Annotated in this window: 20 protein-coding genes and 1 pseudogene; 14 read left to right on the top strand and 7 right to left on the bottom strand. The window is 64.2% G+C overall.

Annotated elements, in window-relative coordinates:
* Positions 1-4: 4 nt before the first annotated feature.
* From CQW31_RS25720 to CQW31_RS25705, 4 genes are all read right to left on the bottom strand, one after another.
* On the bottom strand, positions 5-1222 hold the full coding sequence (locus tag CQW31_RS25720) for a PucR family transcriptional regulator (RefSeq protein ID WP_054887406.1): 1218 nt from the start codon (positions 1220-1222) through the stop codon (positions 5-7).
* Entirely contained in the window at positions 1219-2484 is a 1266-nt protein-coding gene (gene codB / locus CQW31_RS25715) for a cytosine permease (RefSeq protein ID WP_099815716.1), read from the bottom strand. Before codB ends, CQW31_RS25720 begins: the two co-directional genes overlap by 4 nt.
* A gap of 241 nt (positions 2485-2725) precedes the next feature.
* Positions 2726-3622 (bottom strand): DUF2950 domain-containing protein, encoded by an 897-nt coding sequence (locus CQW31_RS25710; protein ID WP_054887408.1) that lies wholly within the window; start codon positions 3620-3622, stop codon positions 2726-2728.
* Positions 3619-5076, bottom strand: a complete 1458-nt coding sequence (locus CQW31_RS25705) for a DUF3300 domain-containing protein (RefSeq protein ID WP_099815715.1) — start codon at positions 5074-5076, stop codon at positions 3619-3621. Before CQW31_RS25705 ends, CQW31_RS25710 begins: the two co-directional genes overlap by 4 nt.
* Positions 5077-5314: 238 nt before the next feature.
* Here CQW31_RS25705 and CQW31_RS25700 point away from each other — a divergent pair, with 238 nt between their 5' ends.
* Complete coding sequence (locus tag CQW31_RS25700) at positions 5315-5572, top strand: hypothetical protein (RefSeq protein ID WP_099815714.1); 258 nt, start codon at positions 5315-5317, stop codon at positions 5570-5572.
* A 7-nt stretch (positions 5573-5579) separates the two neighbouring features.
* Here CQW31_RS25700 and CQW31_RS25695 read toward each other — a convergent pair whose 3' ends face one another.
* Complete coding sequence (locus tag CQW31_RS25695; RefSeq protein WP_099815713.1) at positions 5580-6221, bottom strand: VIT1/CCC1 transporter family protein; 642 nt, start codon at positions 6219-6221, stop codon at positions 5580-5582.
* A gap of 26 nt (positions 6222-6247) precedes the next feature.
* Positions 6248-6559, bottom strand: coding sequence for a hypothetical protein (locus CQW31_RS25690; protein WP_249341956.1), 312 nt, complete (start codon positions 6557-6559; stop codon positions 6248-6250).
* Between the two features lie 456 nt (positions 6560-7015).
* Between CQW31_RS25690 and CQW31_RS25685 the strand changes: the two genes are divergently transcribed.
* The 4 genes from CQW31_RS25685 (at position 7016) to CQW31_RS25670 (ending at position 9390) form a co-directional block, all read left to right on the top strand.
* Positions 7016-7267 carry a hypothetical protein gene (locus tag CQW31_RS25685; protein ID WP_054887413.1) on the top strand — a complete coding sequence of 84 codons (252 nt, stop codon included), beginning with the start codon at positions 7016-7018 and terminating at the stop codon, positions 7265-7267.
* A 78-nt stretch (positions 7268-7345) separates the two neighbouring features.
* Positions 7346-7729 (top strand): VOC family protein, encoded by a 384-nt coding sequence (locus tag CQW31_RS25680; RefSeq protein ID WP_099815711.1) that lies wholly within the window; start codon positions 7346-7348, stop codon positions 7727-7729.
* 105 nt (positions 7730-7834) lie between these two features.
* The gene (locus CQW31_RS25675; RefSeq protein WP_099815710.1) at positions 7835-8554 is read left to right on the top strand and encodes a TorF family putative porin; all 720 of its coding nucleotides are present in this window, start codon (positions 7835-7837) and stop codon (positions 8552-8554) included.
* A 194-nt stretch (positions 8555-8748) separates the two neighbouring features.
* Entirely contained in the window at positions 8749-9390 is a 642-nt protein-coding gene (locus CQW31_RS25670) for a cupin domain-containing protein (protein WP_099815709.1), read from the top strand.
* Between the two features lie 888 nt (positions 9391-10278).
* Here the strand turns inward: CQW31_RS25670 and CQW31_RS25655 are convergent.
* A complete protein-coding gene (locus tag CQW31_RS25655) occupies positions 10279-11166 on the bottom strand; it encodes a LysR family transcriptional regulator (RefSeq protein WP_054887422.1) in 888 nt (295 codons plus the stop codon).
* 126 nt (positions 11167-11292) lie between these two features.
* Between CQW31_RS25655 and CQW31_RS25650 the strand changes: the two genes are divergently transcribed.
* The 9 genes and pseudogenes from CQW31_RS25650 to CQW31_RS32245 all read left to right on the top strand — a co-directional run.
* Positions 11293-12132, top strand: a complete 840-nt coding sequence (locus CQW31_RS25650; protein WP_099815708.1) for a MaoC family dehydratase N-terminal domain-containing protein — start codon at positions 11293-11295, stop codon at positions 12130-12132.
* A 21-nt stretch (positions 12133-12153) separates the two neighbouring features.
* Positions 12154-13317: an acyl-CoA dehydrogenase family protein gene (locus CQW31_RS25645; protein ID WP_099815707.1), complete on the top strand. Its 1164-nt coding sequence runs from the start codon at positions 12154-12156 to the stop codon at positions 13315-13317.
* Positions 13318-13327: 10 nt separating this feature from the next.
* Positions 13328-14677, top strand: coding sequence for an MmgE/PrpD family protein (locus tag CQW31_RS25640; RefSeq protein ID WP_099815706.1), 1350 nt, complete (start codon positions 13328-13330; stop codon positions 14675-14677).
* A gap of 18 nt (positions 14678-14695) precedes the next feature.
* The gene (locus CQW31_RS25635; protein ID WP_054887426.1) at positions 14696-15895 is read left to right on the top strand and encodes a CaiB/BaiF CoA-transferase family protein; all 1200 of its coding nucleotides are present in this window, start codon (positions 14696-14698) and stop codon (positions 15893-15895) included.
* A complete protein-coding gene (locus CQW31_RS25630) occupies positions 15892-16710 on the top strand; it encodes a CoA ester lyase (RefSeq protein WP_099815705.1) in 819 nt (272 codons plus the stop codon). The genes CQW31_RS25635 and CQW31_RS25630 overlap by 4 nt, the downstream gene beginning before the upstream one ends.
* Positions 16711-16914: 204 nt before the next feature.
* Positions 16915-17913, top strand: coding sequence for a TRAP transporter substrate-binding protein (locus tag CQW31_RS25625; protein WP_099815704.1), 999 nt, complete (start codon positions 16915-16917; stop codon positions 17911-17913).
* A gap of 70 nt (positions 17914-17983) precedes the next feature.
* Positions 17984-18616 (top strand): TRAP transporter small permease, encoded by a 633-nt coding sequence (locus CQW31_RS25620; protein WP_099815703.1) that lies wholly within the window; start codon positions 17984-17986, stop codon positions 18614-18616.
* Complete coding sequence (gene dctM / locus CQW31_RS25615) at positions 18616-19899, top strand: C4-dicarboxylate TRAP transporter large permease protein DctM (RefSeq protein ID WP_054887430.1); 1284 nt, start codon at positions 18616-18618, stop codon at positions 19897-19899. Before CQW31_RS25620 ends, dctM begins: the two co-directional genes overlap by 1 nt.
* A gap of 306 nt (positions 19900-20205) precedes the next feature.
* Positions 20206-20330, top strand: a pseudogene (locus CQW31_RS32245) (IS110 family transposase); the annotation flags it as partial.

Here is a 20330-nt window from a genome sequence, read left to right as displayed (position 1 = left end):
GGCGTTACTCCTTACCTTGGGCTTCGTTCAGGCGCCATACCAGCATGGCAACAGAAGCGTTCATCCGAAACAGCGGGTCGTCAAGGGACTGCCCGCTCAGTTGTTCGATGCGTTGAATACGTTGGTTGATGGTATTGCGATGCAGGCCCAGGCGCTGGGCGGCCTTGAGCCCGTTGCCGTTTTCCTTGAGCAGGGCGTCGAGGGTGTGCACCAGCACATGCGGCTGCTTGCGTGCAGGGGCGATCAGCGGGCCCAGGGTCTGGGCAACGAAGTCATCGATCAGCGACCGGTCGAAGATACCTTGCAGCAGGCGCAGCACGCCAAGCTCGCCGAAGTCGCAGAAGCCGTTGGCCGGGTGCAGCTGCTGCGCCACCTCCAGGGCCTGGCGCGCCTCGCTGAGCGCCTGCCGGTAGTGGGCGCAGTCGGCAGCCAGGCGCGACAGGCCCATATACAGTGCCAGTTCCCCCACCACCGCGGCCAGCTGCCGGTGCAGCGCGGCCAACGTCAACGGCAGGTCGGCGGCATCTGCCAGCAACAGCACCTGCAGGTCGCCCGGCAATTGTGCGGTGACGGTTCCCGGTCGCTCGCGGCACCAGGCTTCGAGCTGGTCTGCCAGAGCCTGACGGGTAGCCTGCCAGAGGCGCTCGCCCTGGGCCAGGCCATGGCGCTCGAACAGCTGCTCGACGTGTAGCAAGCGCAGCGCCACCACGCGACGCGGCTCATCCAGTGCCAGTTCAAGGTGCGCCGCACGCTGGCGGGCAATGGCCAGGCTCGGGTAGTCACCACTGAGCAACTGGCCGAGGATATCGTTGCGCGAGCGGCGCACCTGGTTCATCTGCACAAGGGCCGTGCCGATCAGGTGGGTGACGATCACCATCTTCAGGGCATAGGGTTGCTCGATCAACGGCAGGCCCAGTTGCTCGGCACGGGTAATCACTGCCGGCGGAATGGTCTGGATGAAGGTGCCGCCCGTGAGGATCACCATCCCGGCAATGCCCACCGCCTCGCCATCCTCGACCAGGCTCAGCAGATTGGCCTCGCCACGCGGGTGATTGATGCCGGTGACGAACACCAGTTCGCCGCCCATCACCCACTCGGCGATGCCTTCGTTCTCGGCCACGTAGGGCCAGCGCACCCGCCGCTGCAGGTTGCGCGCACCGGCACGCACGGTCATCTCCTGCAGGCCCGGCAGGTGCAGGATCTCGTTCAGCGCCAGGCTCACGGCTCGACGCCCGCCTGGCCCAGCGCCCGGCGCCGGCCGCTGACCTCAAGCAGGACGATGTAGCACAGGGCCGAGGCGCCAATGCCTACCAGCGGCGCGACCCAGGGCGAGGCGTAGGCGAGCAGCGCACCCAGCGCATAGGCCCCCAGGCCCAGGAGGTTGTAGCGCGGCAGCTGCACCGAGGCCAGCGCCGGGTACTTGCCGCGGTGGCGGTACCAGAAATCGGCCATGATCACCCCGCCCACGGGCGGAATGATCGAACCCAGCAACACCAGGAACGGGATCAGCATTTCATACATGCCACCGATCGCCAGCACGATGCCCACCGCCGCCGCCGCCAGCGTGGCGGAGCGTCGGCGCTCGCTGCGCAGCAGGTGACAGGCCGCTGCCGAGACGTTGTAGATGGTCGGCCCCTGGATGGTCCACAGGTTCAGGCAGAGCATCACCACGGCTGCGAACGACAGGCCTTGCAGCATCATCACTTCGACGATGTCGGCCTGCTGGTAGACCATCGCGCACCAGGCCCCGGCCACCACCATCAGGCCGTTGCCGAGCAGGAAGGCGACGATGCTGGCCACCACCGCCACCCGCCCGCTGCGCGACAGCCGGGTCCAGTTGGTGGCCTGGGTGGCCCCGCTGGCGAAGGTGCCGAAGACCATGGTCACCGCTGCCGAGAAGGTCATGGTTTCATGGGGCACCACCGCGGCCAGGCCGGCAAAGCCCCCGGCATCGGCGGTGGCGATGTACATCGACACCAGCAGCAGCGCGAACATCAGCGGTACCGACACCCGCGACAGCAGGTCCAGGCCCTTGAAGCCGATGATCGCGGTAATGCTGAAGCCCAGGCCGAACAGCACCATCAACGGTACGGTGAAGCCACCCGCCAGGCCCAGCAGCTTGACCAGCACGATCGCCACGGTCGCAGTGCCCCAGGCGTACCAGCCAAGCTCCGCAAAGCCCAGGAGGAAGTCGGAAAGCCGGCTGCCCGCCTCACCGAAACAGAAGCGCCCCATCAGCACGGTGTTCAAGCCGCTGCGTGAGGCGATGAAGGCCAGGGCTGCGGCATACAGCGCCAGCAGCGTGTTGCCGATGGCGGCGACCCACAGCATGTCGACGAAATTGAAGGCCATGCCCAGCTTGCCACCGGCGAACATGGTGCCGGTGAAGAAGGTGAAGCTGAACAACACCATGGCAATGGGCAGCAGCCCCTTGCGCGAGGATGGCGGGGCTTCGCATAGCGGGAATTCGGTAGGTGAGCTCATGGCACGGTGCTCCGGGTTGTCGTTGCGACCAGGGGAGCAATATGCGGGCCGCTTTTGCCTGGCGCGAAAAACCGGAAATTTGCGGGCAATCGGCACAACCTTCCCGGTGCACCCTGCACACTTTTTGCCTGATTGCTTGATCCAACCTGTGCGATCAGACCTGTATTGAGGCAGGCGCGCACCAAAGCGGCACATTACCGGGTAGTTTTCACCCAGCCTCCCGCAGTGCGCGCACTGCCGTTCATTCGCTGGCGTTGACGTCTACCTCTTTCCAGCTGTCATCCGGGTCGAAGCGCTTCATGGCTTTGGCGATCTTGTCGCCCTGCGGCCCCAGGTCCTTCTCGAACACCTGGCCGTCGTGGCTGATCATGAAGCTCATGACACCGCTGTCGTTGTACTTCGCCGGCCAGGCGACCAGGGCGAAGCCGCGGCTCATCTGGTTGCCGATCAGGTAGCTGTACGCGCCGCCCGGTGCCGACGGGCCTTGGCCATCGAGGATGCGGAAGTGGTAGCCGTACCAGGCATCCCCTAGCACATCCTTGCCGAACAGCGGCCCCAGCGGGCTGATCTCGCCGCCCGCTTCGTCTTCCCAGAACAGGCCGTCATGCTTGCCTGGCGTGCTGAAGATCTGCTGGGCATATTCCAGCGCGCCGTTGCCGTTGCGGTCTTTCGAGGCGTAGTCCATCTGTGCGTCGTGATAGGCAAGCACCGACTGCAATGCTGCCAGCTCGTTGCGGCCGATGCGCCGGGCACGGATTTCGGCGCTGCCGGCCTTGAGGTCGAAGCGCCAGCCATTGCCAGCCTTGGTCAAGGGGATGGGCAAGGTCCAGTGATCGGGGCCCACGGCCAGGATGGCCTTGTTGTCGCCCTGCTTGTCGATCCGATGCTCGGCCTTGTACTGCTCCAGGAAAGCATCGACATCACTGCGCTGCACGCCCTCACGAGGGATATAGGTGCGCCAGTCATCACCCAGCAACTGCGTCAGGCGCGCTTCGTCGGCGTGCTCGACGCCCAGCGCCTGAACGAACGATTCGACGGCTTTCTCCGGCGTCGGGAACGCTTCCTGCGCCGCGGCCAGGCTTGTCCAGGCCATGCCCAGGCCGATCAGCACCGTTGCAATAGTTGTCCTGGTGTTCATCGACGGCCACCTCCACCACCGCGGCGCGCCGGGGCGCTAGGCCTGGATATCTGATGCCCCGCTGTGCGCGAGGCGTTGGGCCGCTGGGCGAACGACTGGCTGATACGGCCGCGATTGGCCTGTGCCGTGGTACGCGACGGTGAACGCACGCCGTCGAAGGCATTGTTGCGGGCGCGGCCTGCCGTGTTGCTCGGGCGGTTCTGCGCAGCCTGACGGGCCTGGCCTTCACCCTGCCGGCGCTGGTTGACCTGGTTGCGCGCCTGCTGGTTGTCGCGGGTGTTATCACGCGCGTTGCGCGGTTCTGCGCGGCGTGCGTTGTCGTTGGCGCCTTGCATGCGATTGCCCACACCGCCCTCGGCGCGGGCCTGGCGTGCACTGTCGAGGGCCTCCCGGTTGCTGGTAGCCGGGCGCTCGAAACCCGCACGGTCCATCGAGCTGCGGGCACGATCACGGGCCTGGGCACGCTGGGCATCATCGCCACGGAACGCAGCACGCTGGTTGGCCCCGTCGAGCTGGCGACCGTACTGCTGGCGGCTGCGGTTGTCGCGGTACGGCACGCCATCGCGGTGCGCGGGGTTGTGCTGCCACTTGTTCTGGTTGTTGGTGATGCGATTGTTGCCGTTGATGTTGTTGTAGCGATTGACGTCGATATCGACATCGCCGTGGTTCCAGTCGCAATCGCCCCACACCGAATCGATGATCGCCACCCCGGCGCCGAACGCCAGCCCGGCCATCAGCGCGGTGCCCGCGTAGTACATCGGCGACGGTGGGTAATACACCGGCGGCGAGGCCGGATAGGCCCAGGTGCCGTAGGTGGTGGTCGGGTTGTAGGTGGGCACGTAGACCACCTGTGGGTCGGCCGGCTGAATGATGATGGTGCTGGTCGACGCGCTGCTGGCAGGCGCGCTCTGCGAATTGCCCGGGCTGGCCGTGGCCGCTGCGGGCGCGGCCTGCACGGTGACGTTCTGGTACTGGTTGCTGGTCAGGTTGCCAGCCGCCTGGGCTTGGTGGCGCAGGCGCTGGACGCCGGCCATGACATCATCGGGCTGGGCCAGGAAGGCGTCGCCCAGGCGCTGGACCCACACCGGGTCCTGGCCGAGCACCACCAGCACCTGCGGGAACGCCACCAGCGACTGCACGCTCGGGTCCCAGGTCTGGTTGGCCACCTGCTTGACGGCGTCATCACCTTGGGCCTTGGGGTTGGCCTTGGACCAGGCCACCGCCTCGGTCACCTCGCCCGGGTAGGTCGACGCCATCAGCACCTGGGCCAGCAGCGGATCAGGGTACAGGGCGATCGGCGCGAGCATCTGGTCGAGTTGCTCCTGATTGAACACTGCCTGCTTGGCTTCGGCAGGCGCCGGGTCGGGCGCCGGCACATCATCGGCCAGCGCCGGGCTGACAACACCGTTAAGGCACAACACGACCGACAAGATGCATAACAATGGCATGCGCATCGCATTCCCCATCTGGCCATACCGCGTTAAAAGAGTGGATTGCAAACCGGGCAGTCGCTGCCGTGCGATAAGGGTAGCAAAGGCGCCATTTTCGACCACTTTTGCGTATTGGATTTCAACCCACTAATGGCAACCCGGTTTACTGCCTTTAATTCTAAATCGTCTATCGAAACGCAACTGTACTTAACTTGCCCTGAGCGCTTCGCGGCATTAAAAACACCCAGCAGGAGGCCCGATCATGGCAACTTCAAAAGCCTGTCGTTTTTGCGTGGCGCTGTTATTGTGCACCACGACGTTACAGGGTTGGACGGCTGTTACCGATCGCGCCGAACGGCGCCAGCAAGCACGCGAAGTGCGCCAGGAAACACGCCAGGATGCGCGCCAGACCAAACAGGACTGTCGCCACGCCGACCAGAAGAGCAACGCCGGTTGCCGACAGGACAAACGCCACACGAAACAGCAAGGTCGCGAACGCGCCCGGGACATCAAGTACTGAGCCTGCATCAGCCTCCAAGGGCGATGATGGCCAGGATCAGCGCCACCCCGACCAGCGACATGATCCCCCCCGTGAGCAGTCGGCGCCCGCCGGAATAACGGGCCAGCAGCCAGCCGGCGAGGAACAGCATGATCAGGGCGACCAGGTTCGACACGCGAATGGCGGTGCCGGTATGGGCGACCACCAGGAACGGTATGACCAGCGGGAAAGTCGCCAGCACCACCAGCAGAAAGGTCGCCAGGGCCGCCTTGAAGTCCTGCAGGCCAAGCCGCGCCGGCAGCGGTTGCTGGCCGTTGCGCAGCAGATGCACCCTGAGCAGCTCCAGCCCGTTCTCGTCCACCACCTCACCGATGCGCGCCGGCAGTGCATCGGCAATCAGCTTACGCCCCTCCTGCCCTTTCTCATCGGCAAGCAGCCGGGCCAGCAAGGTGCGGCTGCGGGTCCGCTCGGTCCAGGTGCGCAGCAGATAGATCACCGCATCGGCAAGGCCCCAGGCCAGGTTGCAGCCGAAGGCCGCAATCAGCATCAGCCTGGCATCTTCGCGGCCGGCCGTGGCCACGCTCAGCGAGCCGGTGAAAGTGGTGGCCATCAACAGCCCGAACATCACTTCGGTAATACGATCGATGGGTTCCAGTGCACGTCCGCTCATATGTTGCCCTCCCGGGTTGCCCTGAACTAACGGATGCCATGTCTCAAACGAGCATGTTGCGCATTCCAGTACTTCAGTGTTTCTTGCGGCAATTGATGAGGCGCGTCGACCCGCTCTGCCAGCTTGCTGGCAAAACTGTGCGCCGAATCCTGAGTTGGAAAGGTAAAGTTCATGCCACAGGCATGCACCCGCCAGCTTGGCCGTCCCTGTTCGCTGGCCTGTTCGATAAGGAAGTTCATGTTGCGCTCCTGCTGGCAGGCAAAGCGCCACGGCAATGTTTTTTCCAGCGTAGCGCAACGGCGCAAAGCCTCAACTAACCAATCATTATCAACCACCATTTGACATTCACTTTGCATCTACCTGCGGGGCCTCCCTTGCCGGATGAATCAACATGAGGATTGCGCGGCAGTGAAGGGTCATCGGTAGCGGTCCGCATCAGCGATGCGGTTATCGATTTGGTGAGGTTGAATCAGCGGTTGCAGCAAAAGGCAAATATCCAGACGAAAGTTCCGGCAGTGTTTTAGGAAGCGCTCAACCCCTCTGAGAATTGATTCCTCGTTAGTTCAGGCTCATCTTATGGTTAGGGCCGCTCTACGACCCATCGCCGCGGCAAGCCAGTTCCCTCGTACTTTTCGCAAGCTTCGGCATTCAAGAAACCAGTGGGACAGCATCCAGACGGAGGACTTGCAGCAACCTCAATAGTCACTATCGACAACACCAATTTCTACCCATCGCCATCAATCAATAACCTAGCCCCATCGATTCCCACCGCCCGAATCATGGAGCTTCCCCCGATGAACACCACGGCCCGCCTGCTGCTCGCTACCCTCTGCGCCACCGCTATCGCCGTGCTCACCGGTTGCGCCAGCCACCCGGAACTGCGCCCTTATACCGCCGAGGAAACCCGCCAGTTGCAACTCGAATCCATCCAGCGCCAAGGCCTGTCGCTGGACGAATACGAACTGCGCAAGCGTGTCATCGAGCGCTCCGCGAGCCAGCAAGTGGTCACCGATGTCGCCCAAACCCAGCCTGCAATCAAAGGCTGAGTTGAAAGAGCGGCTAACCGCACTATCATGGCCCTGCCCGGACTGATCGCCTTCAGTCCCTGTCACCGAGGCTGGCCAATGATCGATCACCTGGACCACCTGGTCCTCACCACCACCGATGTCCAAGCCTGCGCCGATTTCTACACGCGGGTGCTGGGCATGCAGCTGGAAACCTTCGGCGATAAGCGCCTGGCACTGCGCTACGGCAACCAGAAAATCAATATCCATGTCCGCGGCCATGAGTTCGAGCCCAAGGCGCATCTGCCGGTACCCGGTGCCCTGGACCTGTGCTTCATCAGCAAGGTCAGCCTGGAACAGGTGATCGCTCACCTGCAGCAGATGCAATGGCCCATCATCGAAGGCCCCGTTGCACGCACTGGCGCAACCGGCCCGATCCGCTCGGTGTACGTCCGTGACCCTGACCTGAACCTGATCGAGATCGCCGAACCACTCGTGGTTTGAACGGCCCTTGACCAATGGTCGAGTAAAGGCCACCGCCGGTAGCCTCCTGGCGGCTGACGCAGGTATCCTCGACCGCTCAAGAGCAAGCCTTCCAGGACGGTGACCATGACCAGGCCCCTTCTCTTGCTGACTGTTGCCCTTCTCTCGAGCCCGGCACTGCACGCGCAACAGATTCAGCGTCAATTGGGCGATTTCGACTTCAAGCTCGGCACCACGCCCTCGCGCAGCATGGCCCAGGGGCTGATCTCGCCGAGCGCGGTGGGCGCCTTCCACGGCGGCCTCGACCTCAGCCACCCCAGCGGTTGGTATATCGGCCAGTACGCGCCGAGCATGGGCGTGACGCCCGACTCCACCCTGCGCCTGGACAGCTACACCGGCTACAAGCATCACTTCGACAGCACCCTGGGCTATGAAATGGGCCTGATCCACTACAGCCAGCCGAACATCGCAGGCCCCGACAGCTACGCCCTGTACGGCGGCATCTCGGTGCTGGGCAGCCGCTTTGGCGGCGCCTTGCGCGACAATCCGGACAACCGCACCGGCACGCTGTTCGCCGACTTCGGCCAGTTGCCGCTGTTCGATGTCGACCTCACCGTCAAGCTCGCCCACCACCGCCTGGGCACGCCTTTCACGATTGGCGACGGCAGCCAGATCAACGGGTTTTCCGACTGGTCGCTGGAGCTGTCGCGGCCATGGCTGGGCATCGACCTGAACCTGATCTACAGCAACTCCGACCTCAGCGGCAGCGGCTGCGACGCCTATGCCGGCATCAACACCTACTGCCAAAGCATGGTCACCCTGAAAGCCCAGCGCAGCTTCTTCTAACGCGGCCTTAGCGCTGGCCAGAGCCGGGATTTGTTACCTTGACCGGCGATGGCGGTAGTGCGGGCACTGATGGTGTTGACACGTCTGAGATAGAAATTCGTGTTTGTGAGTGTTTGAGAGGCTTTATCGAGATCTCACAACAGCTGATCATAGGTGAGTACCTGTTCCGACCTTTCAACATCAGGAAAACCGCCATGCTTCCGGACCGCCTGAACGCCGACCTGGCCTTGCCCGCCGTCATGCACGGTGCCGACCTGCCGTGGCTGGCCAGCCCCCTGCCCGGCGTCGAGCGGCGCCCGCTGTTTCGCATCGGTGGCGAGAAGGCCCGTGCCACCAGCCTGGTGCGCTATGCCCCCGGCAGTCATTTCAACGCTCACCAGCACCCTGGCGGCGAGGAATTTGTGGTGCTGGAAGGTGTGTTTGAAGATGAGCGCGGCCAGTACCCTGCGGGCAGCTATGTGCGCAACCCGCCTGGTAGTGCTCACGCGCCACGGTCTGGAGAGGGCTGCACGATCTTTGTTCGCCTGCAGCAGTTTCATCGTGAAGATGGCCAACAGCTGGTCGCAACGTTATCGGCGCTGGGCGATCAACTGCTGTTCTCGAACGCCCATGAACAGGTGTATCTGAAGCACGTGCAACCCGGCGCCGCTGTCCATCTGGACAACCCGCGTGGGCTGGAATGTCTGCTTCTGCAAGGCAACCTGGACGGCGCGGACTTCAGCCTTCAGCCGCTGAGCTGGATGCGCCTGCCGGCAGGCACGCCTTTGCAGGCAAGCGCCGGCGCTCAGGGTGCTCGTTTCTGGATCAAGGACGCAGCACTCACCCTGGGCCTCTGATCTCGCGCTGTACGCCTCGCCCCCCTGCTCTTGCTCTTGCTCTTGCTCTTGCTCTTGCTCTTGCTCTTGCTCTTGCTCTTGCTCTTGCTCTTGCTCTTGCTCTTGCTCTTGCTCTTGCTCTTGCTCTTGCTCTTGCTCTTGCTCTTGCTTTTGCTTTGGCTTCTAAGCGCGCGATAGTTCAGGCGACGCAAATTGCGACTTCAGGAGGCCGAACGGAGGTCTTGCGGAGGGAGGTGACGGGCATGGATGCTCGTCAAGCGCTGGGCCCCAGGATGGGGCCTGCAGCGCGGTCCTCCCGGGAGCAAGGCCGGAGTGAGGGGACCCCGGAGCGTAGCGCAGGGGCCGGATGATGGGAGCGGGCGGCTTTGGTTACTTTGGCCAAGACCAAAGTAACCCGCCGTAAGGGCGGAAAGGTGACTGTGCGCCACCATCGCAAATGAATGCGCACCTGATCTGAAAGCCAAAAGCCAAAAGCCAAAAGCCAAAGCTCGACTACGACGGTTTTGAATATTCCGAATCCATTCATTTGCGATGGCGACGCACAGTCACCTTTCCGCCCTTACGGCGGGTCACTTTTTGTCAAACGCGACAAAAAGTAACCAAAAAACGCTGGCTCCTATCATCCGGCCCCTGCGCTGCGCTCCGGGGTTCCCTCGCTCCGGCCTTGCTCCCGGGAGGACCGCGCTGAACGGCCCATCCTGGGCCGCAGCGCTTGACGGGCATCCATGCCCGTCACCTCCCTCCGCAAGGCCTGCGCTCGGCCTCCTGAAGTCGCAATCTGCGTCGCCTGAACTACCGCGCGCTTAGAAGCCAAAGCAAAAACAGAGCAAGAGCAAGAGCAAGAGCAAGAGCAAGAGCAAGAGCAAGAAGCGGCTAGCGCCGCTGACATCACGCTTCTGGCATCAACGTCGCAATCAACGCTCGCACCGTCCCCGGCAGCGCATCCAGCTCCCGCACCAGGATGCTCCGCTCGCGCACCGCCCACGGCTCATCCAGGCTGATGGTCACCAGTTCCATGGTCTGGCTGTGCCGCAGCGCCGCCGACTCAGGGATGATGCCGATGCCCACCCCCGCCTCCACCAGCCGGCAGATCGCCTCGAAACTCGACAGCTGGATACGCAACGACAGGTTCAACCCCATGCGCTCCACATGGTCGCGCAGGAAGCTCAGCAAGGTACTGCCGTCGTGCAGGCCGATGTGCTGGAAGTCCAGGGTCTGCTTCAGGGTCACCCGCTTGCGACCTGCCAGTTCATGACCCGCCGGGACGATCAGCACCAGGCGGTCGGTGCTGAAATGCATCACCTGCAAGCCGCTCGCCTCCACGGGCCCGGCGATGATACCCATGTCGCTGCTGCCATCGAGCACACCGCGCACGATATCCCGCGACAGACGCTCCTGCAGGTCTACCGTCACGCCAGGGCGCTTGGCCAAGAAGCCGGCCAGCACTTCGGGCAAAAACTCGGTGACCGCAGTGGTGTTGGCGAAGATGCGAATATGCCCGGCAAGGTCGGTGCCGAACTGGGTGAACTCGGCTTTCAGGTAGTCGACCTGGCGCATGATCAGGCGGGCATGCATCAGCAGCTTGTGCCCCGCCGGGGTCAACTCGACACCGCGACTGTCGCGGTACAGCAGACGTGTATCGAGCTGCGCCTCCAGCGCCTTGATCCGTGCGCTGGCGGCGGCCGGCGAGAGAAACGCCCGGCGTGCGCCCTGGGTCAGGCTCGGCGATTCGCCGATGTGGATGAAAAGCCGCAAGTCTGCCAGGTCGAAATGCATGGGGAGCTCCGGTCGAGGCGAAGGCGTTCAGCATACATGAACGCTGCCTTACACAAATGCAAATTCACAGAATGCCAAGCGCCTCGCATGATCGGCCCATAACAACAAATGCAGAGGCCCCTGGTTATGACTGCTCTCCACCCGCCCATCGACTACAGTGCCTGGATAGGCCGCACGGAAGAAGCCGTCGATGAGTTCAGCCGCAACCTGATCAAGCGCATCGCCGCCACCTTCGGCGAAACCGCCCCAGCCGTCGGCCAACCGCTGCCACCGCTGTGGATGTGGTGCTTCTTCCAGGAGCCAGTGGCCGAATCACAACTGGGCACAGACGGCCACCCGCTACGCGGCGGTTTCCTGCCCCCGGCCAATAACCGTAACCGCATGTGGGCCGGGGGCCGGGTCGAGTTCATCGCCCCGCTCACCGTCGGAGCCGAAGCCCATCGCCTGTCGACCATCCTGCACATCGAGGAGAAGCACGGCCGCACTGGCGCCCTGCTGTTCGTCACCGTGCGCCACGACTACTCGCAACACGGCCAGCTGTGCGTGCGCGAGGAACAGGACATCGTCTACCGCGAAGCCAACCCGCCCAAGCTTGAAAGCGCAGCAGCCGAGATGCCAGCCGACTGGAGCGAGGCGGTCACACCAACGCCGACCCTGCTGTTTCGCTATTCCGCCGTGACCTTCAACGGCCATCGCATCCACTACGACTTCCCCTACGTCAGCGCAACCGAAGGCTACGCCGGCCTGGTCGTACACGGGCCGATGATCGCCACCTTGAACCTGCGCGCCTTCATCCGCGCCAACCCTGGCAAACATGTGCGCCGCTTCGCCTACCGCGGCGTGCGCCCGCTGACCGTGCCGACCTCGTTCGAAGTGGCCGGGCGCATCAGCGCACCCGGCCAGGCCCAGCTGTGGGCCGGCAATGCCAACGGCGTGGCGCAGAGCGCCGACGTGCTTTTCGACTGAGACCAGACAGGGAACACCCCAATGCAGACGTACGACAGCGATGACCTCAACGCCATCCGGGAAGGCGTGCGCGCCCTGTGCGCCGAGTTCGACGCCAGCTACTGGCGCACGATCGATGAACACAAGGGCTTCCCCGAAGCCTTCGTCAAAGCCATGACCGACGCCGGCTGGCTATCGGCCATGATCCCCGAAGCGTACGGCGGCTCGGGCCTGGGCCTGGCCGAAGCGTCGGTGATCCTCGAAGAGGTGAACGCGTGCGGTGGCAACTCCGGCACCGTGCACGGGCAGATGTACAACATGTTCACCCTGCTGCGCCACGGCAGCGAAGAACAGAAGCGCCACTACCTGCCCAAGCTCGCCAGCGGCGAACTGCGCCTGCAGTCGATGGGCGTGACCGAACCCACCACCGGTACCGACACCACCAAGATCAAGACCACTGCCGTGCGCCAGGGCGACAAGTACGTGATCAATGGCCAGAAGGTGTGGATATCGCGCATCCAGCATTCGGACCTGATGATCCTGCTGGCGCGCACCACGCCCTTGCCCCAGGTGCAGAAAAAGTCCGAGGGCATGTCGATCTTCCTCGTCGACCTGCGCGAGGCCATCGGTAACGGCCTGACCGTGCAACCGATCGCCAACATGGTCAACCACGAGACCAACGAGCTGTTCTTCGACAACCTCGAACTGCCGGCCAGCAGCCTGATCGGCGAGGAAGGCAAGGGTTTCCGCTACATCCTCGACGGCCTCAATGCCGAGCGCACCCTTATCGCCGCCGAGTGCATCGGCGATGGTCGCTGGTTCATCGAGAAGGCCAGCGCCTACGCCCGTGACCGCGTGGTGTTCGGCCGCCCGATCGGGCAGAACCAGGGCGTGCAATTCCCTATCGCCGAAGCCCATATCGAGATCGAGGCCGCCGACCTGATGCGCTGGCGCGCCTGCGCCGAGTACGACAGCGGGCAGAACGCCGGAGCCAGCGCCAACATGGCCAAGTACCTGGCGGCCAAAGCCTCGTGGGAGGCAGCCAATGCCTGCCTGCAGACCCACGGCGGCTTCGGCTTTGCCTGCGAATACGACGTCGAGCGCAAGTTCCGCGAAACCCGCCTGTACCAGGTGGCGCCGATCTCAACCAACCTGATCCTGTCCTACGTGGCCGAGCACCTGCTCGAGCTGCCACGCAGCTTCTGAGGGCACGCGCATGCAAGCTACCCAAGCCCTGGCGGGTTTCCTCGCCGACCTGCAGTACGCGCACATCCCCGGCCATGTGCTGGAGCGCACTGAAGACCTGTTTCTCGACTGGCTCGGCTCGGCCCTGGCCAGCCAGGGTGCGCACCCGATCCCGCTGTTCGAGCGTTACGCCGAGCGCATGGGCCCTACCCAAGGCAGCGCCCGCGTGCTGACCAGCGGGCGCAGTTCATCGCCCTACTTCGCCGCGCTGGTCAACGGCGCTGCCTCACACCTGGTAGAGCAGGACGACTTGCACAACCGTTCGGTGCTGCACCCGGCCACCGTGGTGTTCTCCGCCGTGCTGGCAGCGGCCCAGGACCTCGGCAAGTCGGGCCAGGAACTGCTGCTGGCCAGCGTCGCCGGCTATGAGGCAGGCATCCGCATCGGTGAGTTCCTCGGCCGTTCGCACTATCGCATTTTCCACACCACGGCCACTGTCGGCACCCTGGCCGCTGCTGTGGGCGTAGGCAAGCTGCTGGGCTTCGACAAGGCACAGTTCATCAACCTGCTCGGCAGCGCCGGCACCCAAGCGGCCGGGCTGTGGGAGTTCCTCCGCGATGCGGCCGACTCCAAGCAGCTGCACACCGCCAAGGCCGCCGCCGATGGCCTGCTCGCCGCCTACCTGACCGCCGATGGCCTGACCGGCGCGCGCAATATTCTCGAAGGTGACCAGGGCCTGGCTGCCGGGATGTCCAGTGACGCCGACCCGGCGCGCCTGAACGACCGCCTGGGCACGCGCTGGGCGCTGGCGGAAACCTCGTTCAAGTTCCACGCCTCGTGCCGTCATACCCACCCCGCCGCCGATGCGCTGCTGCTGTTGATGCAACGCGAGGGCTTGACCCATGAGCAGATCGCCACGGTGGTCACCCGTGTGCACCAGGGCGCCATCGATGTGCTCGGCCGGGTCGTCACACCCACTACCGTGCACCAGGCCAAGTTTTCCATGGGCACCGTGCTAGGCCTGATAGCCGTGCACGGCAGAGCGCAGCTCATCGAGTTCCGCGACCTGGCGCTGGGCGACCCTCAGGTCGCGCGCTTTCGCGAAAAAGTGCAGATGCAGCTGGACCCTGAAGTGGATGCCGCCTATCCGGCCCGCTGGCTGGGCCGGGTCGAGGTCACCTGCACCGATGGCCGCCGCTTCAGCGCCAGCATCGACGAGCCCAAGGGCGACCCCGGCAACACCCTTTCACGCCCTGAGCTGGAAGCCAAGTTCCAGCGCCTGCTGGCCTATTCCGGCGCGCGCAGCCCCGCCCAGGGCCAGGCACTGATCGGGCAGGTCTGGCAGCTGCGCGATGCGCGTTCGCTGGCCGCACTGCACTGATGACGAACAGGTGACTCCATGACCCAAACTGCACCTCGCCCGCTGGACGGCATCACTGTCGTCAGCCTGGAACATGCCATCGCCGCGCCCTTCTGCACCCGCCAGCTGGCCGACCTGGGCGCCCGCGTGATCAAGGTCGAACGCCCTGGCAGCGGCGACTTTGCCCGTGGCTACGACCAACGCGTCGACGGCCTGGCCTCGCACTTCGTGTGGACCAACCGCTCCAAGGAAAGCCTGACCCTCGACCTCAAGCAGCAAGCCGCCGACGGCATCCTCGATGCCCTGCTGGCCAAGGCCGACGTACTCGTGCAAAACCTCGCACCCGGCGCCGCCGCCCGCATGGGCCTGTCGTTCGACGCCTTGCACCCGCGCTTCCCACGGCTGATCGTCTGCGACATTTCCGGCTACGGCGCAGGCGGCCCGTATGAAAACAAGAAGGCCTACGACCTGCTGATCCAGAGCGAGGGCGGTTTTCTGTCGGTGACGGGTGGCCCCGGCGATGGGGAGATGGCCAAGGCCGGCTGCTCGATCGCCGACATCGCCGCCGGTATGTATGCCTACACCGGTGTGCTGTCGGCGCTGCTGCTGCGCGACAAGACCGGCCTGGGCAGCCGCGTCGACGTGTCGATGCTGGAGAGCCTGGTGGAATGGATGGGCTACCCGATGTATTACGCCTACAACGGCGCGCCGCCACCCCCGCGCGCGGGCGCATCGCACTCGACCATCTACCCCTACGGGCCGTTCCCCACCGGGGGTGGCGGCACGATCATGCTCGGCCTGCAGAACGAACGGGAATGGGCGCTGTTCTGCGAAAAAGTACTGCTCGACCCTGCGCTGGCCAGCGATGAGCGCTTCAACGCCAACTTCAAGCGCTCGGAGAACCGAGAGGTGCTGCGCCAGCTCATCGTCGAGCGCTTTGCCGCGCTGTCACTCGACGAGGTGGTGGCGCGCCTGGAAGAGGCGCAGATTGCCAATGCCCGGGTCAACGACATGCACGGCGTGTGGCAGCACCCACAACTGCAGGCGCGCGACAGCTGGCGTGAAGTGGACAGCCCGGCTGGCAAGCTGCCGTCGCTGCTGCCACCGGGGCGCAATGCCGCCTTCACCCCACGCATGGACGCCGTGCCGGCGCTGGGCCAGCACACCGCGGGCATCCTCGCCGAGCTGGGCCTGAGCGCCGAACAGCGCGCCACCCTGGCCGCAGGAGGCGTGGTATGAACGCGGTACGCTCCGCCCTGTTCGTGCCCGGCAGCCGGCCTGAACGTTTCGCCAAGGCGCTGGCGGCGGGTGCCGATGTGGTGATCGTCGACTTCGAGGATGCCGTCGAGGAGCCGCTGAAACAGCAGGCCCGCGACCACCTGGCGGCGTTCCTGCAGGTCACGCCGCAGGCCTCTGTATGGGTGCGGGTAAATGCACCGCAGCATCGGCAGCACGCCAGCGACCTGGCCTTCTGCGCGCAGCAGCGCGGGGTCGCCGGGCTGCTGTTGCCCAAGGTGGAGAACGCGACTCAAGTCGCGCTGGCCTGGCGCGGCGGCAAGCCGGTATGGCCAATCATCGAGAGCGCCAAGGGCTTGCTGGCACTGGCACAGATTGCCGCAGCCGAAGGCGTCGAGCGCTTGTCATTCGGCAGCCTCGACCTGGCCCTGGACCTGAGGTTGAACACCGAGAGCGAGGCGGCCCGGCAGTTTCTCGACCAGGCGCGCATGGCGGTGCAGCTGCATTCGCGGGGGGCCGATCTGGCGCCGCCGCTGGATGGGGTGTTCCCGGCCATCGCCGATGCCGAGGGGCTGCAGCGGGCCGTGCGGCATGCCTATGACATGGGGTATGGCGGGGCGTTGTGCATACATCCTCAGCAGGTGGCGGTGATTCATGCAGCGCTGGCGCCCAGTGCCGAGGAACTGGCGTGGGCGCGGCGGGTGCTGGCGGCGAGTGAAGTAGCCAATGGCGCCGGGGCCTTCCAGCTGGACGGGCAGATGGTCGATGCGCCGGTGGTGTTGCGCGCGCAGCGGTTGCTGGCTGGGCATCTCGACTGAACATTCCGGCCTCTTCGCGGGCACGCCCGCACACAGGTACTGCGTAAACCTGTGGGAGCGGGCGTGCCCGCGAATGGGCCGGTACAAGTGACGGTGTTAAGCAAACCCGAACGCCGCCTTATACAAATGCTAATTCTCCATACGCAGCCCGTTGGTCCATCTTTACCCCACTCCTCCTACAACAATAAATCAGAGGTGACACCGATGTTGAAGCTGACCCAGGCGCTGTTCTGCGCCGCCGCAGTGTCCATGGCCGGCCTGGCCCAGGCCGCCGACCCCATCGTCATCAAGTTCGCCCACGTGGTGGCCGACAGCACGCCCAAGGGTCAGGGCGCGCTGATGTTCCAGAAAATGGTCGCCGCCGACCCGCAGCTCAAGGACAAGGTCAAGGTCGAGGTCTACCCCAACTCGTCGCTGTTCGGCGATGGCAAGGAAATGGAAGCCCTGCTGCTTGGCGACGTGCAGATGCTGGCACCGTCGCTGGCCAAATTCGAGCACTACAACAAGCAGGTGCAGATCTTCGACCTGCCGTTCCTGTTCAATGACCTGGCCGCCGTCGACCGCTTTCAGCAAGGCCCGCAAGGCAAGGCGCTGCTGACCTCGATGGAAGACAAGGGAATCCGTGGCCTGGCCTATTGGCACAACGGCCTGAAACAACTGTCGGCGAACAAAAAGGTGATCCTGCCCAAGGACGCCCGCGGCCTGAAATTCCGCGTGCAGGCCTCCAGTGTGCTTGAAGAGCAGTTCAGGGCGATCCGCGCCAACCCGCGCAAGATGAGCTTCGCCGAGGTCTACCAGGGCCTGCAGACCGGCACCGTCAACGGCACCGAGAACACCTGGTCGAACTACGAGAGCCAGAAAGTCAACGAAGTGCAGCCCTTCTTCACCGAGACCAACCACGGCCTGATCGACTACATGGTGATCACCAACGCCAAATTCTGGAACAGCCTGCCTGAGGACGTGCGCGGCGAGCTGCAAGCGATCATGGACGAGGTCACCGTCGAGGTGAACAAGCAGGCCGAAGCGCTGAACCAGACGTCACGGCAGAAGATCATCGACGCCAAGACCAGCGAGATCGACCCGCTCACCGCCGAGCAACGCCAGCAATGGCGTGAGGCCATGCGCCCGGTATGGGAGAAGTTCTCCGAGCAGATCGGCGCTGAGCTGATCAAGGCCGCCGACGAAGCCAACAAGGCCTCCTGACCCTGCCTGCGCCCTACCCCGGCCACCTGCCGTGCAGGTGGCCGGTCCTGTCTCTGTCTGGAGAATCCCTATGCAATCGCTCAGGCGTGTCTGGGAGCACTTCGAGGAAGGCATGATCGCTTTCCTCCTGGCGGCCATGACCTTGGTGACCTTCCTCTACGTGGCGCTGAACAACCTCTACACGATGTTCTACTCCCTCAGTGATCACTGGGCCTTCGCCAGCGACCTGCTGCTCGGCATCGGCGACCACCTGATGGCCTATGCCCAGGACATGACCTGGAGCATCGCCCTGACCAAGGCCCTGTTCGGCTGGCTGATCTTCTTCGGCATCGCCTACGGCGTGCGCACCGCCGGCCACCTGGGGGTCGACGTGCTGGTACGGCGCACCTCCAGGCCGGTGCAACGGGTGCTGGCGATGATCGCCTGCGCCTGCTGCCTGGCCTACGCCGGGTTGTTCCTGGTGGCCAGCATCAAGTGGGTCAGCGCAGTGCTGGTGGCCGGCATCGGCGCCGAAGACCTCGACCGCTATGGCATCAAGGTCGGCCATATCGCGCTGATCGTGCCGTTGGGCTTCGCCCTGGTGATTGTCCGCTACCTGGAAATCCTCTACCGCCTGTTCACCCATCGCCAGTACGGCCTGGGCCTGGCCGACGAGGCTGCCGAAGCCAGCAAGCTGGCCAACCCCGGTGAGGAGCACCACTGATGACGGTTATCTGCCTGTTCCTGCTGCTGTTCGTGTTCATGTTCCTCGGCGTGCCGATCGCCATCTCCCTGGGCCTGTCGGGGGCGCTGTCGATCCTGATGTTCAGCCAGGACTCGCTCAGCTCGCTGGCGATCAAGCTGTTCGAGACCTCCGACAGCTACACCTTCCTGGCCATCCCGTTCTTCCTGCTGTCGGGTGCGTTCATGACCACCGGCGGCGTGGCCCAACGCCTGATCGACTTTGCCAACGCCTGCGTCGGGCATATCCGCGGCGGCCTGGCGATTGCCGCAGTGCTGGCGTGCATGCTGTTCGCGGCGTTGTCGGGGTCGTCGCCAGCCACCGTGGCCGCCGTCGGCTCGATTGCCGTGGCCGGCATGGTGCGCTCCGGCTACCCGCGCGAGTTCGGTGCCGGCATCATCTGCAACGCCGGCACCCTGGGCATCCTGATCCCACCGTCGATCGTCATGGTGGTGTACTCGGCGGCCACCGAGACTTCGGTCGGCAAGCTGTTCATGGCCGGCGTGGTGCCAGGCATCTTGCTTGGCGTATTCCTGATGATCACCATCTACGTTGTCGCCCGCATCAAGAAACTGCCGGCACAACCGCGGGCAAGCTTCGCCGAATGGCTGAGCACCGCCCGGCGCGCATTCTGGGGTCTGTTGCTGCTGGTGATCATCCTCGGCGGCATCTACAGCGGCATGTTCACCCCCACCGAAGCGGCGGCCGTGGCGGCGGTGTACTCGGCGTTCATCGCGCTGTTCGTATACAAGGACATGCGCCTGCGTGACTGCCCGAAAGTGCTGCTGGAGTCGGGCCGGCTGACCATCATGCTGCTGTTCATCATCGCCAACGCCATGCTTTTCGCCCATGTGCTGACCACCGAGCAGATCCCCCAGCAGATCACCCAGTGGGTGATGTCCGAGGGGCTGACGCCGATCGGCTTCCTGATCATGGTCAACATCGTGCTGCTGGTGGCCGGCAGCTTCATGGAGCCATCGGCGATCATCCTGATCCTGGCGCCGATCTTCTTCCCGATCGCGATGAAACTGGGCATCGACCCGATTCACCTGGGTATCGTGATGGTGGTGAACATGGAGATCGGCCTGGTGCACCCGCCGGTGGGGCTGAACCTGTTCGTCACCTCGGCCGTGACCGGGCTGACCCTGGGGCAGACGATTCGCGCAGCGCTGCCGTGGCTGTCGATTCTGCTGCTGTTCCTGGTGCTGGTGACCTATGTGCCGTTCATCTCGCTGGCGCTGCCGGAGTGGTTGGGCATGCCGTAGCCATCGACCTGAAATGCTGACCCTGTGGGAGCGGGCGTGCCCGCGAAGCAGGCACCGCGGTGTATGGCACCGGCTCTGCCGGTGTTCGCGGGCACGCCCGCTTGTATGGTTAGACTTGAAGGGGTGGTGGGACTAAATGCCCGATTCTGACTGTTCGCAGCAGTACAGACCGTGGGAGACATCGCCCCACCCCTTCCACCAAAGCGCCGATAAAGAATGCATCGTTTGCAAGCGACGATAGAAGCAAGCCAGCGCCTCTTGGTGAAACCCCTTCAAGCCGAAAAACCATAACGTGAGGAGCCGTCCATGGCAATGCAGGTAGGAAAGTTGATCGTGGGTGCGGATGTCGCAAAAGCTGAGCTGGTTATCCACCACGATGATCGCGACGAGATCATCAGATTGAAAAATTCCAAACTCGAGATCAGAAGGTG

Origin of the sequence: Pseudomonas sp. 382 (assembly GCF_002759075.1) — a bacterium.
In the GTDB taxonomy this organism is placed as follows: domain Bacteria; phylum Pseudomonadota; class Gammaproteobacteria; order Pseudomonadales; family Pseudomonadaceae; genus Aquipseudomonas; species Aquipseudomonas vlassakiae.
This window is presented reverse-complemented; position numbering and strand designations above follow the sequence as displayed.